This window comes from Pseudomonas sp. SK3(2021) (genome assembly GCF_016772375.1).
Lineage (GTDB): Bacteria > Pseudomonadota > Gammaproteobacteria > Pseudomonadales > Pseudomonadaceae > Aquipseudomonas > Aquipseudomonas chlororaphis_I.
In genome coordinates, this window is sequence record NZ_CP061943.1 from 5,160,738 (window position 1) to 5,176,966 (window position 16,229).

Annotated in this window: 16 protein-coding genes; 7 read left to right on the forward strand and 9 right to left on the reverse strand. The window is 61.4% G+C overall.

Annotated features, from left to right (window positions below):
- Positions 1–83: 83 nt before the first annotated feature.
- From IF690_RS22645 to IF690_RS22660, 4 genes are all read left to right on the forward strand, one after another.
- Entirely contained in the window at positions 84–1,460 is a 1,377-nt protein-coding gene (locus IF690_RS22645) for an L-serine ammonia-lyase (RefSeq protein WP_202697462.1), read from the forward strand.
- A 41-nt stretch (positions 1,461–1,501) separates the two neighbouring features.
- Positions 1,502–2,626, forward strand: coding sequence for a glycine cleavage system aminomethyltransferase GcvT (gene gcvT, locus IF690_RS22650; RefSeq protein WP_202697463.1), 1,125 nt, complete (start codon positions 1,502–1,504; stop codon positions 2,624–2,626).
- Positions 2,627–3,018: 392 nt separating this feature from the next.
- Positions 3,019–3,231 (forward strand): cold-shock protein, encoded by a 213-nt coding sequence (locus tag IF690_RS22655; RefSeq protein ID WP_007931076.1) that lies wholly within the window; start codon positions 3,019–3,021, stop codon positions 3,229–3,231.
- Between the two features lie 97 nt (positions 3,232–3,328).
- Positions 3,329–3,817, forward strand: coding sequence for an RDD family protein (locus IF690_RS22660; RefSeq protein ID WP_202697464.1), 489 nt, complete (start codon positions 3,329–3,331; stop codon positions 3,815–3,817).
- Positions 3,818–4,090: 273 nt separating this feature from the next.
- On the opposite strand, the gene IF690_RS22665 is transcribed toward IF690_RS22660, so the two are convergent.
- Both IF690_RS22665 and nadA read right to left on the reverse strand, forming a co-directional pair.
- Positions 4,091–5,116 (reverse strand): IS110 family RNA-guided transposase, encoded by a 1,026-nt coding sequence (locus tag IF690_RS22665; protein WP_202696683.1) that lies wholly within the window; start codon positions 5,114–5,116, stop codon positions 4,091–4,093.
- 120 nt (positions 5,117–5,236) lie between these two features.
- Positions 5,237–6,295 carry a quinolinate synthase NadA gene (nadA, locus tag IF690_RS22670; protein WP_202697465.1) on the reverse strand — a complete coding sequence of 353 codons (1,059 nt, stop codon included), beginning with the start codon at positions 6,293–6,295 and terminating at the stop codon, positions 5,237–5,239.
- A gap of 524 nt (positions 6,296–6,819) precedes the next feature.
- Here nadA and IF690_RS22675 point away from each other — a divergent pair.
- The 3 genes from IF690_RS22675 (at position 6,820) to IF690_RS22685 (ending at position 9,169) form a co-directional block, all read left to right on the forward strand.
- Positions 6,820–8,064, forward strand: a complete 1,245-nt coding sequence (locus tag IF690_RS22675; protein ID WP_202697466.1) for a type II and III secretion system protein family protein — start codon at positions 6,820–6,822, stop codon at positions 8,062–8,064.
- 107 nt (positions 8,065–8,171) lie between these two features.
- Entirely contained in the window at positions 8,172–8,894 is a 723-nt protein-coding gene (locus IF690_RS22680; RefSeq protein WP_202697467.1) for a tetratricopeptide repeat protein, read from the forward strand.
- Positions 8,895–8,896: 2 nt separating this feature from the next.
- A complete protein-coding gene (locus tag IF690_RS22685; protein WP_062824881.1) occupies positions 8,897–9,169 on the forward strand; it encodes a DUF3613 domain-containing protein in 273 nt (90 codons plus the stop codon).
- 74 nt (positions 9,170–9,243) lie between these two features.
- On the opposite strand, the gene IF690_RS22690 is transcribed toward IF690_RS22685, so the two are convergent.
- The 7 genes from IF690_RS22690 to IF690_RS22720 are packed head-to-tail and all read right to left on the reverse strand — an operon-like array spanning position 9,244 to position 16,196.
- Positions 9,244–10,212, reverse strand: a complete 969-nt coding sequence (locus tag IF690_RS22690; protein ID WP_202697468.1) for a type II secretion system F family protein — start codon at positions 10,210–10,212, stop codon at positions 9,244–9,246.
- Positions 10,213–10,239: 27 nt separating this feature from the next.
- Positions 10,240–11,226 (reverse strand): type II secretion system F family protein, encoded by a 987-nt coding sequence (locus IF690_RS22695; protein ID WP_023966848.1) that lies wholly within the window; start codon positions 11,224–11,226, stop codon positions 10,240–10,242.
- A gap of 2 nt (positions 11,227–11,228) precedes the next feature.
- Positions 11,229–12,662, reverse strand: coding sequence for a TadA family conjugal transfer-associated ATPase (locus IF690_RS22700; RefSeq protein ID WP_202697469.1), 1,434 nt, complete (start codon positions 12,660–12,662; stop codon positions 11,229–11,231).
- A 3-nt stretch (positions 12,663–12,665) separates the two neighbouring features.
- Positions 12,666–13,883, reverse strand: coding sequence for an AAA family ATPase (locus tag IF690_RS22705; RefSeq protein WP_202697470.1), 1,218 nt, complete (start codon positions 13,881–13,883; stop codon positions 12,666–12,668).
- Positions 13,877–14,380: a TadE/TadG family type IV pilus assembly protein gene (locus IF690_RS22710; protein WP_023966854.1), complete on the reverse strand. Its 504-nt coding sequence runs from the start codon at positions 14,378–14,380 to the stop codon at positions 13,877–13,879. Before IF690_RS22710 ends, IF690_RS22705 begins: the two co-directional genes overlap by 7 nt.
- Complete coding sequence (locus IF690_RS22715) at positions 14,380–14,850, reverse strand: TadE/TadG family type IV pilus assembly protein (protein ID WP_023966856.1); 471 nt, start codon at positions 14,848–14,850, stop codon at positions 14,380–14,382. Before IF690_RS22715 ends, IF690_RS22710 begins: the two co-directional genes overlap by 1 nt.
- 8 nt (positions 14,851–14,858) lie before the next feature.
- On the reverse strand, positions 14,859–16,196 hold the full coding sequence (locus IF690_RS22720; protein ID WP_202697471.1) for a TadE/TadG family type IV pilus assembly protein: 1,338 nt from the start codon (positions 16,194–16,196) through the stop codon (positions 14,859–14,861).
- Positions 16,197–16,229 lie beyond the last annotated feature (33 nt).

A 16,229-nucleotide genomic window follows, 5' to 3' on the forward strand; every position in this document is an offset into this window, starting at 1 on the left:
TCGCTCACGTCTATCGCGAGCAAGCTCGCTCCTACAGAACACCGTGCGTGCCGATCAACACAATAAGAAACCGGAGAACCAACATGTCCTTGAGCGTGTTCGACCTGTTCAAGATTGGCATCGGCCCCTCCAGCTCCCACACCGTTGGCCCGATGCGCGCGGCCGCGCGCTTCGTCGAAGGCCTGCGGCGTGACGGGTTGCTGGGCGCCACCACCAGCGTCAAGGTCGAGCTGTACGGCTCGCTCGGCGCCACCGGCAAGGGCCACGGCAGCGACAAGGCTGTGCTCCTGGGCCTGGAAGGTGAACACCCGGATACCGTGAATACCGAGAACATCGCCGCGCGCCTGCAGGAAATACGCAGCAGCGCACGCTTGACCCTGCTCGGCGAACACGTCATCGCGTTCAACGAGAAAGAACACCTGGCCATGATCCGCAAACCCCTGGCCTACCACCCCAACGGCATGATCTTCCGTGCCTTCGATACCGCCGGGTTGCAGATCCGCAGCCGCGAGTACTACTCGGTGGGCGGCGGCTTCGTGGTCGACGAGGACGCTGCGGGGGCCGACCGCATCGTCGAAGACACCACCAAGCTGACCTTCCCCTTCAAGAGCGCCAAGGACTTGCTCGGTCACTGCACCACCTATGGCCTGTCCATCAGCCAGGTGATGCTGACCAACGAAAGCGCCTGGCGACCGGAAGCGGAAACCCGCGCCGGCCTGCTGAAGATCTGGCAAGTGATGCAGGACTGCGTGGATGCCGGCTGCCGCAACGAAGGGATCCTGCCGGGAGGCCTGAAGGTCAAGCGCCGCGCGGCCGCCCTCCATCGCCAGCTGTGCAAGCACCCCGAGGCGGCCTTGCGCGATTCCTTGTCGGTGCTGGACTGGGTCAACCTGTATGCCTTGGCGGTCAACGAAGAAAACGCCAACGGCGGGCGCGTCGTCACCGCGCCCACCAATGGCGCCGCCGGCATCATCCCGGCGGTGTTGCACTACTACATGCGCTTCATCCCCGGCGCCAATGAAGACGGGGTGGTACGTTTCCTGCTGACCGCCGCTGCCATCGGCATTCTCTACAAGGAAAACGCCTCCATCTCCGGCGCCGAAGTCGGCTGCCAGGGCGAGGTCGGCGTAGCCTGCTCGATGGCGGCCGGCGCCCTGTGCGAAGTGCTCGGCGGTACGGTGCAGCAAGTGGAAAACGCCGCCGAGATCGGCATGGAACACAACCTCGGCCTGACCTGCGACCCGATCGGCGGCCTGGTGCAGGTGCCCTGCATCGAGCGCAACGCCATGGGTTCGGTCAAGGCGATCAACGCCGTGCGCATGGCCCTGCGTGGCGACGGGCAACATTTCGTCTCCCTCGACAAGGTCATCCGCACCATGCGCCAGACCGGCGCCGACATGAAAAGCAAATACAAGGAAACCGCCCGCGGCGGTTTGGCAGTCAACATCATCGAGTGCTGATGCAGGCACCCACGCATCTCACGTTTACCCAGGAGCTGAACATGTCCACCGAAACACTGTTGAAGACCCCGCTGCATTCGCTGCACCTCGAACTCGGCGCGCGCATGGTGCCGTTCGCCGGTTACGACATGCCCGTGCAATACCCGCTGGGCGTGATGAAAGAACACCAGCACACCCGCGAGCAGGCCGGCCTGTTCGACGTCTCGCACATGGGCCAGATCCGCCTGACCGGTGCCAATGCCGCCCAGGCCCTGGAAACCCTGGTGCCGGTGGACATCATCGACCTGCCCGTGGGCATGCAGCGCTATGCCATGTTCACCAATGAAAACGGCGGCATCCTCGACGACCTGATGGTCGCCAACCTGGGCAACGACGAACTGTTCCTGGTGGTCAACGCCGCCTGCAAGGACCAGGACCTGGCCCATCTGCGCCAGCACATTGGCCAGGCGTGCAGCATCGAGCCGCTGTTCGAGGAGCGCGCCCTGCTCGCCCTGCAAGGCCCGGCGGCCGTCACCGTGCTGGCGCGCCTGGCGCCGGAAGTGGCGAAGATGACGTTCATGCAATTCACCCGTGTGAAGCTGCTGGGCGTGGACTGCTTTGTCAGCCGTTCGGGCTACACCGGCGAAGACGGTTTCGAAATCTCGGTGCCGGCGGCCGACGCCGAAACCCTGGCCCGCGCCCTGCTGGCCGAGCCGGAAGTGGCCGCGATCGGCCTCGGCGCACGGGATTCGCTGCGCCTGGAAGCCGGCCTGTGCCTGTATGGCCATGACATGAACAGCCAGACCACCCCGATCGAAGCCAGCCTGCTGTGGGCCATCTCCAAGCCACGTCGTGCCGATGGCGCGCGGGCCGGTGGTTTCCCTGGCGCGCAACAGGTGTTCGCCCAGCAACTCAATGGCGTGAAGCACAAACGCATGGGCCTGCTGCCCCAGGAACGCACACCGGTGCGTGAAGGCGCCGAGATCGTCAACGAAGCGGGCGAGGTGATCGGCAGTGTCTGCAGCGGCGGTTTTGGTCCGACCCTGGGCGGTCCGTTGGCCATGGGTTACATCGATAGCGCTTATGTCGCACTCGATACGCCAGTTTGGGCAATTGTTCGTGGGAAAAAGGTGCCAATGCTTGTAAGCAAAATGCCATTCGTTGCACAACGCTACTATCGCGGTTGATCAACTGTTTCTATAAGTAACGCGGTTGCGTTAAAAGTGCACTAATCTGTAACGCAACCGCCATAAAACAGTGCACATTTTCGATATTGAACTTGCCTTATAACAGTTGAAAACAATTGAACAACTCTATCGAATAAGCCCAGACGCCTAGTTCCGGCAAACAGCCGCAAGCTGAGGAAAACCGGGGTTTCGCAGGGCTTGTTTTTTCTCCCATAGTTGGCGTAGAGTTTCCCCACTGTGTTTGCATGGGTCGCTTGGAATCGTGACCTGGGCAGTAGCCAACAAGTTTGCTACAACCCGTTCGACGTCTCTTACTTTCCTGCAACCCAGCCCAGTACTCCTTCATGAGAAAGAGACTGTCATTAATTTTTTAGCGTCAAAGGAAATAAGAAATGTCCCAACGTCAGAGCGGTACCGTCAAGTGGTTTAACGACGAGAAAGGTTTTGGTTTTATCACTCCAGAAAGCGGTCCGGATCTGTTCGTGCATTTCCGCGCTATTCAGGGCAACGGCTTCAAGAGCCTGAAAGAAGGCCAGAAAGTGACCTTCATCGCTGTGCAGGGCCAAAAAGGCATGCAGGCTGACGAAGTTCAAGCCGAAGGCTGATCGTCTGTAACGAAAAAGCCCCTGATGCTGACATCAGGGGCTTTTTTGTGCGCGCAATTCCGTAAAATGGCTTCTTTCTTCGATCAAGAGGCCTGTGATGCCAAAGCACCTGCTAACCCCCCGGGGCGATTTTCCCGCCGCGGGCCTGGGCCGTCGCCTGGCAGCGATGTTCTACGATTTCCTGCTGTGCACCGCACTGCTGATCGTCACGGGCGGCATCTACAAGTTCATCCAGCTGCAGATCCTCGGTGAAACCCGGATGCGTACCCTGACCGAGTCCGGCGCCCTGGACGGTGATCCGCTCTACTCGACCGTCCTGCTGTTCGTGCTGTTCGCCTTCTTCGCCAAGTTCTGGACCCATTCCGGCCAGACTCTGGGCATGCAGGTCTGGGGCATTCGTGTACAGAACGCCGACGGCAGCAGTATCAGCCTGTGGCAGGCCCTCCTGCGCTTCATGGTCTCGATCGCTTCCTGGCTATGCGCCGGGTTGGGTTTCATCTGGGTCCTGGTAGACAAGCAGAAGCGCAGCTGGCACGACATCTACTCGTCCAGCCAGATCGTGCGCATTCCCAAACAGAAAAAATAATCCGCCGCTCAGAAAATCTATGGTCACCCCCGTTTTTGCAATACTGATCAATGGGTGAAGTGGTTGGCTTGCTTAAATCTATCCGGCGTCTGTTTGGGGGCATGCCCCGCGCCACGATGAGAGTCGCGCCTGACGATCCTGAAAAATGCCTCGGCTTCTGAAGCCGATTTTTGTGCCAGGTTCTTCGTCAGGCCGGTGGGCCGTTCACGTCATCCGTTGTTCAGCTATCGCAAAACCTGAAGGGTGCTTCGTGGTGCTGCAACAACCGCAGGGTCAGGCGCTCAGCGCGCCTGGCCCTGCTTCATACTGCGTATGGTGGGCCGCTAGCGCCCACGCGATCCGCGCCAGCTTGTTAGCCAAAGCACAGGCCACCACGTTCGAGTGGCGTCGCGTCAGCATTGAGCGTACCCAGTCGGCCAAACGGCCGCGCTGGTAGTCCAGCCTTTGCAGGTAGACCCGCGCACACTGCACCAGTAATTGCCGCAGGTGCTTGTCACCGCGCTTGCTGATGCCGAGCAAATTCGCCTTGCCACCGGTGCTGTACTGTCTGGGCACCAGACCCACAGATGCTGCGAAGTCGCGACTGCACTTGTACTGCTGGCCGTCGCCCATTTCCACCGCCAGCAGGCTGGCGGTGATCGGCCCGACACACGGCAGGCTCAGCAGGCGACTGCCCAGATCATCGGCGGCCAGCTGGCCTGCCAGCTCTTTATCCAGTTCCTTGACCTGCTCATCCAGGTAAGCGAAGTGATCGTGCAGGCGTTGCAACTGCCCGGTGAGCCGAACCGGCAACTCATGCTCGGCCAAGATACTCGCCAAACGTTTCATGATCGCCAGACCTTTGGGCAGGCTGATACCAAACTCCAGCAGGAAACCGTGCATCTGATTGGCGGCTTTGGTGCGGTCGTGCACCAGCGATTCGCGCAGGCGGTGCAGAACGGAAAGGGTCTGCTGCGCCTCGGTTTTAGGCGTAACAAAGCGCATCGATGGGCGCGAGGCCGCTTCGCAAATGGCCTCGGCGTCGACGAAGTCGTTTTTGTTGCCCTTGACGAAGGGCCGGACGAACTGCGGAGAAATCAGTTTGGCCTGATGCCCCATGGCGATCAGCTGACGAGCGACAAAATGCGCGCCGGCACATGCCTCCATCACCACGGTGCAAGCCGGCAGATTGCCGAAGAACTGCATCATCTGTGGACGCGAGAGCTTCTTGTGAAACACCTCTCGGCCCGCAGTGTCCTGGCCGTGCAGGTGGAAACTGTGCTTGCCGAGATCGATTCCGATCAGCGCTGACTCGCTCATGAGGATGGCCTCCGAAAACAAAACACCCTGCGAAAGCGTAGCCCTCGCAGGGTGTGGGGGTGACCATCTCATTAATGCCCCGAATGTCGGGGCGTTTTTCCAGGCGCTTGTCGAAGGCGATCAGGCATTGCCCGCCAGCTTCATCCGCGCGGCCTGAGTGAAATCGAGCATGCGCTTGAGCGGGCGAATGGCCTGGGGAATCAGCGCCGGGTCGACGAATATCTCGTTGCTGCCCTCACGCAGGCACTGCAAGGTGCGCTCCAGGGTGTTCATGGCCATCCAAGGGCAATGGGCGCAGCTGCGGCAAGCCGCGCCGTTACCGGCCGTAGGCGCCTCGATAAACACCTTGTCCGGGCACAGCTGCTGCATCTTGTAGAAGATGCCGCGGTCGGTCGCCACGATCAGCGTCTTGTTCGGCAAACGTTGCGCGGCGGCAATCAGCTGGCTGGTGGAACCCACCGCATCGGCCAGTTCGATCACCGAGGCAGGCGATTCCGGGTGGACCAGAATGGCCGCATCGGGATAGAGCGCCTTCATGTCCTCCAACTGCTTGGACTTGAACTCTTCGTGGACGATGCAGGCACCGTCCCACAGCAGCATATCGGCACCGGTCTGGCGTTGAATGTAGGTGCCCAGATGCTTGTCCGGCCCCCAGATGATGGTCTCGCCGTTATCCATCAGGCTTTCGACGATTTCCAGGGCGCAACTGGAGGTCACGACCCAGTCGGCACGGGCTTTGACCGCTGCCGAGGTGTTGGCATAGACCACCACGGTGCGTTCCGGATGCTGGTCGCAGAACGCCGAGAACTCTTCCACCGGGCACCCCAGGTCGAGGGAACAGGTGGCCTCCAGGGTGGGCATCAGCACCCGCTTTTCGGGGTTGAGGATCTTCGCTGTCTCGCCCATGAACCTGACCCCGGCGACCACCACGGTCTTGGCCGGGTGAGCGTTGCCGAAACGGGCCATTTCCAGGGAATCGGACACGCAGCCGCCGGTCTCTTCGGCCAGGGCCTGAATCACCGGGTCACAGTAGAAGTGAGCCACCAGCACGGCGTCCTGAGCCTTGAGCTCGGCAGCAATCGCGGCACGGTAATGGGCTTCCTCCGCAGCTGTCAGCGGCTTGGGCTGCTTGGCGTCAAGGTGGGCCTGAACCAGAAGGCGTTCGGAAATGTGCGTCATGATCGCAAGACCTGCGGGCGCTTATGCGCGAAAGTCGAGTATACACCCGGCTCCGGACCCGTTGAGGGTACCGCCGGGAGAGTGAGTATTCATCAGGTAGGTGCAGCGTTGAAACTGCGCAAGGCTACAGAATATCCCCTTGATGTAAAAGATGATTCTGACCTGCGTCACACGGCTCGCCCGGCACGGAGCGGGCATCGGCCAAGGGGCACGAAAGCCCGCGAATTGCCGCCTCGGCAGAAGCGCCCACAGCGCAAACGGTTCAGTGACGCGCAATGCGCACTTGCACCATTTATGAGCATTACACGCAGGCGAATCCCGGCCGGCGCTGAATCCCCTCGATCGAGAGGGCGTTTTTTTACACTTCATAGCAATTTTATCTTTCTGCGCTAACGTCAGTTACAGAAACAGCTAACTGCTGGTTGGTTGCAGCAACACTTGGCGGGCTCTGGTTCAGATGACGGAGAAATGATCCCTGCTGACCGGCCCTTGCGGTTTACCCAGCCCAAACAAGGAAGCAGTGCATGAACAGTGATTGTGTACAGGTGCTCAGGAGAGTGGCGTGGACATTGATTGTCGCTGGCCTCCCCACCGGGATGGCCATGGCGGCACCCAATAACTGCGCAGGATTGCAGCCACTGCCGTCGACGGTGGAAGTGGGAGAGGGCCAGCAGACGATAATGCACTCCCCCGTTGCCATTACCCGGTTGGCCGTGGGCGACCCGAAAATTGCCGATGTGTATCTCAATGGGCGGGACTCATACCTGCTGACGGGCATTGCGCCCGGCGCAACCAGCCTGATGGTCTGGACGGCATGCGACAAGGAACCTCGCCAGAGCATGGTGTTCGTCCAGGGCAAAGGCCCGCATTCGATGGTGAGCTCGCTGTTGCCGCCCTCCGAAGATCCGTCTCTGGCCAGCCAGGTGCAGACCGATATCCGCTTTGTCGAAGTCAGCCGCACCAAGCTGAAAGAGGCCGGCACCTCGATCTTCGGCAAGAGCGGTAACTTCCTGTTCAGCTCCCCGGGCACCACCCCGGAACTGACGGTGACGCCCGGCAATATCGGTGGCCTCAGGCCGAACATACCGCTCAACAACGGCATGTTTAATATCGGCTTTGGCGGCGGTAACGTCCTGGGGCTGATCAACGCCCTGGAAGGCAGTGGGTTTGCCTATACCCTGGCGCGTCCGAGCCTGGTGGCACTGAGCGGACAGAGCGCAAGCTTCCTGGCCGGTGGTGAAGTGCCGATCCCGGTCCCCAGCAGCGGCAGCGACAGTATTACCATCCAGTACAAGGAATTCGGTATTCGCCTGACCCTGACCCCCACGATAGTCGGAAATGACCGCATCGCCTTGAAGGTCGCCCCGGAAGTCAGCGAGCTGGACTACACCAACGGGATTAACGTCAACGATATCTTAGTGCCAGCCCTGGTTGTGCGTCGCACCGACACCAGCATCTCCCTGGCCGACGGTGAGAGTTTCGTGATCAGCGGCCTGATCAGCACCACCAATACCTCGGCCGTGAGCAAGTTCCCCGGCCTGGGAGAGATTCCGATCCTGGGGGCATTTTTCCGTGACTCTTCGATCCGGCGCGAAGAGAAGGAACTGCTGATGATCGTCACCCCGCATCTGGTGCAACCGCTGGCGGTCAACGCCAAGCTGCCGGTGCTGCCTGGCGAGCCACTGCGCAACTACGACCCGAACTGGTTCCGTCTGTACTTCCTGGAAAACGGCAATTATGACCAGGCCGCCAGCGGGCTGTCGCAATGAACCAGGGTCCTGGCTCATTGCTGGCCACGCTCGGGCTCGATGGCACCGGACTCGGCAAGTCCGGTGTTGGCCATTCCTCGACAAACGGATTGTTCCAGGAGCGAAAAATGAAAGTAGTCATTGCTGCGTTGGGGCTGCTCATGCTTGGCGGCTGCGCCACGAACGGCGGCGGTGCCTGGTCGAAGCAGGCATGCAGCAAGCTGGATTCGGACCAGGAACTGTCACTGAGCCTGGCCGACGACATGATCGGCGAAGGCAAGCTGCATGCCGGCCTGGCCAATCTGCAACGCCTGCCGGAAGACCTGGCACAGGTCCGCATGCGCAAGGCCAAAATCTATCGCCAGCTCGGCCAAAGCGAGGCCGAGCCGCTGTACCGCAGCCTGCTCAGCACCTGCCTGGCCGCCGAAGGCGAGCATGGCCTGGGCCAACTGGCAGCGTCGCGCAACGATAATGCTCTGGCCCTGGAACATCTGAAACGCGCGGCGCGCCTGTCCCCCACCGACGAGAAAATCCGCAACGACCTGGGGGTGGTCTACCTCAACCAGGGGGATACCAGGCAAGCCCGCTTTGAGTTCATCACGGCCATGGAGCTGAAACAGGACAACCAGCTGGCAACCCTCAACCTGGTGACCTTGCTGATTTATCAGGGCAACTGGAAACAGGCCTCGGACCTGGTCAATCGTGCCGGGCTGAAGCCCGAACAAGTCACCAGCGCCAAGGAGCGCGCCGAAAAACTCAGGAACGCGACGAAGAAGGCAGCTAACGGTCAGGCAGTCACTGCCACGGACTCGTCGCCATCGAGTGTCAATCAACCAATAACGCAGAGGTAGTGATGAAATACCAAACGCTTAGCTGCCTGGGACTCTTGCTTCTTCCGCTGGTGACCCAGGCTATCGAACCCGGCCCGGCATCCCTGTCGCAACAGTCGACTGAAACCTGGCTGTTGCTGCAGAGTCGTAACCAGGTCAAGTCGCCCATCCCGCAGAACGCCTCGCCCAGCGAACGGGAACTGACCCTGCAGCGCTGGCTGGACAACTACAAACACCCGATCCCCGAGTACTACAAGGAGTACGTAGGTTCGGGTGGTTCAGGTGGTTCAAAGTGACAACAGGTCGCGATGGCGTTCCGTTCAGAGGGGGCAATGCCATCCATGCCGATGGCCCTTGCCCCTCCCCTCTTTCATAACTTCCCGAATACTTTGAACACGCCGATGATCGCCGGTCCTATGGCTACCAGAAAGAAGCTTGGCCACAGGCAGAAGATCAGCGGAAACACCAGCTTGGTGCCGATTTTCGCGGCTTTCTCTTCGGCCTGCTGGGTGCGCCGGTCACGAAACTCCTCGGCATAGATACGCAGGGTCGTCCCCACGCTGGTCCCGAAGCGAATGCTCTGCGCCAACAGGCTCACCAACCCGCGAATGTCCTCCAGCCCGGTACGCTCGGCCAGATGCTTGAGCGCTTCGGTACTGGGAATCCCGGCGCGGATCTCGGAGTTGACCAGTGCCAGCTCCATGGCCAGGTCAGGCTGGCTGACCGCTATCTCTTCCGACACCCGCTCGATCGCCTGGGGCAAGGCAAGGCCTGACTCCACGCAGACCACCATCAAGTCCAGGGCATCCGGAAAGGCGACGAGCAAACGGGTCATCCGCGCGTTCCTGCGGCTGTCGACATAGATGGCCGGTACCAGCCAGCCTACCCCTAGCGCCAGGACCACCAGCCCCATCCCCAGCAGCAGCGATATCTTCGGTATCAGCGGCAGCGCCAGGACCGCCAGCGCCACCAATGCCAACGGCGTCAACAGGCGCACCGCCCAGTACATCTGGACAGCGGCCGGGGAGCGAAAGCCGGCATGGGTCAGCAAGGTCCGGGTTGCCGAGGCTTGCTCTTGCTCACCGGAGACAAAACGCTGGCCGACCTGCTCCAGCATCAACTGCAGGTTGCTCGGCGCCCCTTGCCGGTGACCATCGCCGCCATGGCCGCGCTTGATCAGCAGAAGACGACGGTGCACGGGGTCTTGCAGCCCCTGCACCAGCAACACCAGGGTCGTCACGGCCAGTACCACACTCAGGCCGATGGCCCCGGCGAACAGCAGGCGTGCCAGTTGTTCGTTACCGACCACACTTTTGATCAGACTCAGTAGATACTCCATGACCTCACCCCCTACGAGTGATTGTGTTCACACCTGAATCCGGATGATCTTGCGTATCCAGAAGATTCCCACCAGCATCGCCACGAACGCGCCCAGCACCATCTTGCGTCCCAATGATTCGTTGATGAGCAAAGGCAGATAGGTCGGGCTCGAAAGCACAATCCCCGCCGCCAGGACAAAAGGCATCGCCACCAGGATCCAGCCCGACATGCGCCCTTCGGCCGAGAGCGTCTTGACCTTGCGCTGAAAGCGGAAGCGGCCACGAATCAAGCTGCTCAAACGATCCAGCACCTCCGTCAGGTTGCCGCCTGTCTCACGATGGATCAGCACAGTGGTCACCAGCATCATCACGGTCATGCTCGGCATGCGCTCCAACAGGCCAAGCATGGCCCGACGCACATCGTTGCCATAGTTGATGTCGGCAAAGGTCAGGCCGAACTCGTGGGCAACCGGCCCCTTGTGCTCGTCGGCCACCAATTGCAGGGTTTCGTTGAACGGATGCCCGGCACGCAGCGCCCGGCACATGGCATCCAGTGCATCCGGCAACTGCTCCTCGAACAGGGCAAAGCGTTTGTTGCGGTCCCGGGAGATTTTCAGCACTGGCAGCCAGAAGGCCGCAGCCGCCGCCGGGAGTGCCACCCACCACAATTGCGTGAACAGCCACAGCAGCATACCCGCCGCCAGCATCAGGACCAGGCTGAGCAACAGTACTCGATAGGCACGGTATTCATGTCCGGCCTGCTCGATCATCTGCGCCAGGGCCTCCATCGCCGGCAACTGCTCCAGACGCGCCTCCAGCGGGGACAGGCGACGCAGGTATTTCTGGCGCAGTACCAACTGCATGTTCTCCAAGTTACTGGCCCGCTCCAACAGGTCGAGGCGACTGCGAATACGCTTGCGCACCTTGCCGGCCTCGCCGAACACCGGCACCGTCAGGCTCTGGCTGAGCAGGAATATGGCGGTGAACACCATGCCGAGAAACGCCAGGATAAATTCACTGGGAATCTGATTCATGACTAGCCCTCCATCCAGTCTGGCCGGAACAGGCTGAGCGGCAGCTCGATGCCTCGTTTGGCCAGCACATCGCGAAACGCCGGAACCATGCCCGTGGGGCGGAACTCGCCCAGTACCTCGCCTTTCTCGCCCAGACCGCTGCGCACGAAAGCGAAGATCTCGGTCATGGTGATGATTTCCCCTTCCATGCCGTTGATTTCCTGCACGCTGACCAGCCGCCGCGTACCGTCCTCCTGCCGCTCCAGCTGGATGACCACACCGATGGCCGAAGCGATCTGCTGACGCAAGGCCTTGATCGGAAAGGTCGCCCCCGTCATCGACACCATGTTCTCGATCCGTCCCAGGGCATCGCGGGCGGTGTTGGCGTGGATGGTGGTCAGCGAGCCGTCGTGGCCGGTATTCATCGCCGTCAACATGTCCAGCGCCTCGGCGCCACGCACCTCGCCGATCACGATGCGGTCCGGCCGCATACGCAGGCTGTTGCGCACCAGTTCCCGCTGGCCCACCTCGCCACGGCCCTCGATGTTCGACGGCCGGGTTTCCAGGCGCACCACATGGGGCTGCTGCAGTTGCAGCTCGGCCGAGTCCTCGATGGTCACGATCCGCTCGTTGTGCGGAATGAAACTGGACAACACGTTGAGCATGGTGGTCTTGCCACTGCCGGTCCCTCCGGAGATCAGGACATTCAGCCGGCCGCGGACAATGGCCTTGAGCATCAGCGCGATGCCCGGGGTCAGGGTGCCCATCTGCACCAGGCTCTCGGTGTTGAGCAAGTCCACGGCGAAGCGGCGGATCGACATGCTCGGCCCGTCGATGGCCAGCGGCGGAATGATGGCGTTGACCCGCGAGCCGTCCTTCAGGCGAGCGTCCACCAGCGGCGAGGACTCATCGATGCGCCGCCCCAGGCTGGAAACGATGCGATCGATGATATTCAGCAGGTGCTGGTCGTCGCGAAAACGCACATCCGTTCGTTGCAGCTTGCCGAAGCGCTCGACGTACACCGAGGCATGACCGTTGACCAGGATGTCGGACACACTCGGGTCGTTCAGCAGCGGTTCCAGAGGCCCGAGGCCGAGCACTTCGTCGGCGATCTGCTTGAGGATCAACTGGCGGCTGCTGGCATTGACCGGCGCCGAATGCTCATCGAGCAGGCGCTGGCAGATGTCGCGGATCTGCCGCCCGGCCTCGGCCGGCTCCAGGGAATCGAGGAGCGACAGGTCCATGACCTTGAGCAACTGCTGGTAGATTTTTTCCCGCCACTCGGCCTCCATCGTGCCGAGCTTGGTCCTGGTTTCATAGAGCAGGTCCGGCACACTGGCCTCCCAGGCCATGAGTACGCTGGCGCACTCTTTGCCGTCCAGAGGCGCTTGTTGCGTCTCTGCCGGTGCCTGTTTGCCGGGTTGCTGACGCAGGCGATTACGAAAGTCGCTGAGCATGGCCTAGCCTCCGAACAGACGATTGAAGGTACGTTTGAACAAACTCTTCTCGGCGACCTCGATTCCGATCAGGTTCTGGGTCAGCTCACGCAGGGCCTGGGTCACCCCCGAACGTGGAGCGTGCAGCTCAAGCGGCACACCGGTGTTCTGACTCTCGCTGACCACCGCATAGTCATTGGGCAGGGTTTGCAGGTTCGTGCAGCGCAGGGCATCGGTAACATCCTTGAGGCTCACCGGCGAGGCCTTGTTGTAGCGGTTGACCACCACCTGTATCCGGTTGCTCTGCACATTCAGGTCGTCGCGCAGGATGCGGGTCAGGCGGGTGCCATCCTTCAGGTGGCTCAGGCTCTGCTGCAACACGACGTAGATGCGATCGGCCTGTTCAAGCGTGACGCCGGTGAGGTGATCGATCTGTCGCGGCAGATCCACCACCACCCAGTCGTAGGTGCCACGGGCCAGGCGCAACAGTTTTTCCAGCTGGTCCAGGTGCACATCCTGGGTCAGGCACAGCTCCCCGGTACGCCCGCCCAGCACATGCAGGGTCGGGCTGAAGTGGTTGCAATAGCCACGCAAGGCGATGCTGTCCAGGGACTCGACCTGCTTCAGCACATCCACATGGCTGTGGGCAGGCACCACGTCCAGGCAATGCGCCACGCTGCCGAACTGCAGGTCCAGGTCCAGCAGCAGGGTCCTGCCACCGCGGGTGGCGAGCTGATGCGCCAGGTTGCAAGCCAGCATCGAGGCTCCCGAACCGCCTTTGGCATTCATCACCGCAATCAGCTTGCCACCGATCCCCAGCTCCGCGTTGGCCTCCATGAGCATACGGCCGATGGCCGCCTGCAACTCTTCTGCCGCTACCGGCTCGGGGAGAAAGTCCCGGGCGCCGGCCTGCATCGCCAGGCGCATGCCCTCGCGCTCATCCAGCGGGCCGCAGACCAATAGCGGTGGGCGCTCCTTGAGCGGATGCTGCAACAAGGCCGCCAGCTCTTCACGCCACAGGTGGCTGACGCGCAACAGCAGGAAGTCGGGCATCTGCTCCAGCCCATACAGCGGATCGGTATGCCCGTTGCTCACCAGGCGAGTGCTGACCTGCAGATTCGGCAGCCCCTGGCTCAACGCTTTCAGATGATTCAAGGTCGTTGCGTCGCGCCCACTGATCAGCAGGCGCTTGCCTTGCTTTTCAGTAGCAGCAGCGACGGGCGCTTCTCGGGTACTCAACATGGTGTGATCTCCGGTGTGACTGCTGCCTGGGGCTGCCGACCGAGGCTTTCACGTGGCACGGTCGACCTGAATACCGGTAGGACAAACACCCCGTTGAACCCAGGAATCAGCAGATTGAAACTGAAATTGGATACCTGTAGCTGGACATACCGAATGGCGACAAAGCCGTTGCTGCCGCTCAGATCGTTGGGGCTGGCGACTGTCGCGCCGTTGGCGTCCAGATAAACCAGGTTCAGGTTGGCGGACGTCAGGTTATTGAGCAGGCTGCTCGGACCGCCGTCGGTAGAAGCGTTGAACATCGCCCGACGCAGAATCACCGGATCTTGGATATCGCACACCGCCGCCAGGCGGGCGCCGCGGCGCACGGTTTCATTCAGGGCATTGACCGTGAAGTACAGCCGGCCCATTTCCAGCACACCGAACAGCACGGTGAACAGCACCAGGCTGGTGATCGCGAACTCGACGGTGTACAGCCCACGCATACCTTTGACGTTCATCACAAGGCCCTCATGACGACAGTGGAAGTCAAGGCCAGGCCCAACGGCACGCTGCTGCCATACAAGGCCGGCAAGGCACTGCCGATCACCGGTACATAGGTGTAGGTAATGCTGACCTGGACGTGTTCGGCCCCCACCGCGGTGACCGCGACATTCGCCGGCGTCAGCCCCGGCACCACCGCCGGATAGCCATTGGGGTTGGCCGGCACGCCATAGACCGCGACGTTCTTGGCCTGGGTCTGCAGCGTGCCGCTCATGTCGAGCTTGCCGAGGGTGGCGTTCCACGCCTTGTCAGCGACATAACGCCCGGCGTCGCGACTGGCCTGCATCAGGCTGTTGTACTGGAACAACATGCGACCGAACTCGGCGAAGGCCAGCATCAGCAACAGCAGCAGCGGCAGCGTCAACACCAGCTCCACCATCGCCAATCCGCCTTGGCTGCGCGGCGATCTGAATCCTGTGCGTCCCATAAAGCCTCCTAAGAGTCGGTACTTGGCGTCTGGCTGTTGTCGATGTAGGTCTTGTACAGCTGGATGATCTGCGGCCCGCTGGTACTGGCCGGGTTGGGGCCCGGCACGTTGTCGCCTTCGCACACCTTCTCGAACTGACCGAATATCTGTGACTCATTGCCCTTTTGCGAAGCCGGCTGCAGGACGAAGTAGCAACCAAACCCCAGCACCGGTATCGACGACGCCCCGTCGTTCTTGCCCGTGCAGTCACCGATCACGATCTTGATGATCCGCCGTTCGAACACCCCGCCGTTCTGGCAGCCACCACCGCCGCCGGCAACGCAGTTGGCTGCGTCCTGTACCCAGTCGTTGTAGTCGTACAAGGCGCTGCCGCCCGCGGACAAATTGCCGCTGCTCGAGGTCACCGCCTGATTGTTGTACTGGATCTGCTTGAGCGCATCGTCGTAAGTGAACGACTTGGGGTTGGCCGTGATCACCAGGTCCGGTGGATAGTCCGCCGCCTTGAGACCGCCGGAATACTCGTTGAAGCGCGTATTGAGGCCCTGCGAGGCAGGCCCGACGGTGTTCCCCGGCTTGGTCTGGACATTCGAGCCGACGCTGTTGCACTGGTTGATGCCACCTGCCAGCCCCTGCCTGACCGTGCTGCCGCCCGAGCCGAAATCGAGCAGCTGGAAGTTGCCGGGGCCAATCGGCGAGCTGTTGCCTGCGGCGGTTTTCAACACCTGCGCATCGCCAAACTGGAACCCCCAGAACATCCCGGTAGACGGGCTGTTTTTCGTTGGATCGCCGCACACCATCAGCGGCGTGAGGTCGCAAGGGCTGGTGGGACTTGGCCCGGCGGTAGCCACCGCGCTCACAAACTTGTTACCGACACCATTGCCCAGGGTCTGAAAGATGCCCCAGAAGAATCCGGCCAGGGAATAGTTGGTGACCGTCACCCGCACATAGCTCGCATTGGCCGGCCCCGGGAAAGAGAAAGGTCCATAGACAGTGGACGCCAACTCCACCGTGGCAAAATCGCCGACATTGTTGTTGATGGCGGCGGCCAGCTCCTGATTGCCGCTGGCGTTGGCATTCAAGGTCAGGGTATTGAGCGCGGCGGTCTGCGTCAGGCTCGCGGCCCCTGTCGCGCCCATGACCGTGCTGAGCGTCTTGGCACCGCTCAGCGCCGCGGCATCCACCGCATTTTGCAGGCGGGACTTGTTCACCAGCATATGGCCGCCATCCAGCGCCAGGGCCCCCATCAGCAGCATCGCGGCCAGGGCAATCACTACCAGTACCAGCATTGCGCCGCGCTGCTGCCGTGGAAATGCACTCAATGGCTGTTGGATACGCACGCTCATCATCAAGCCCTCATTGTTCGTCTATGTCGTACCCGA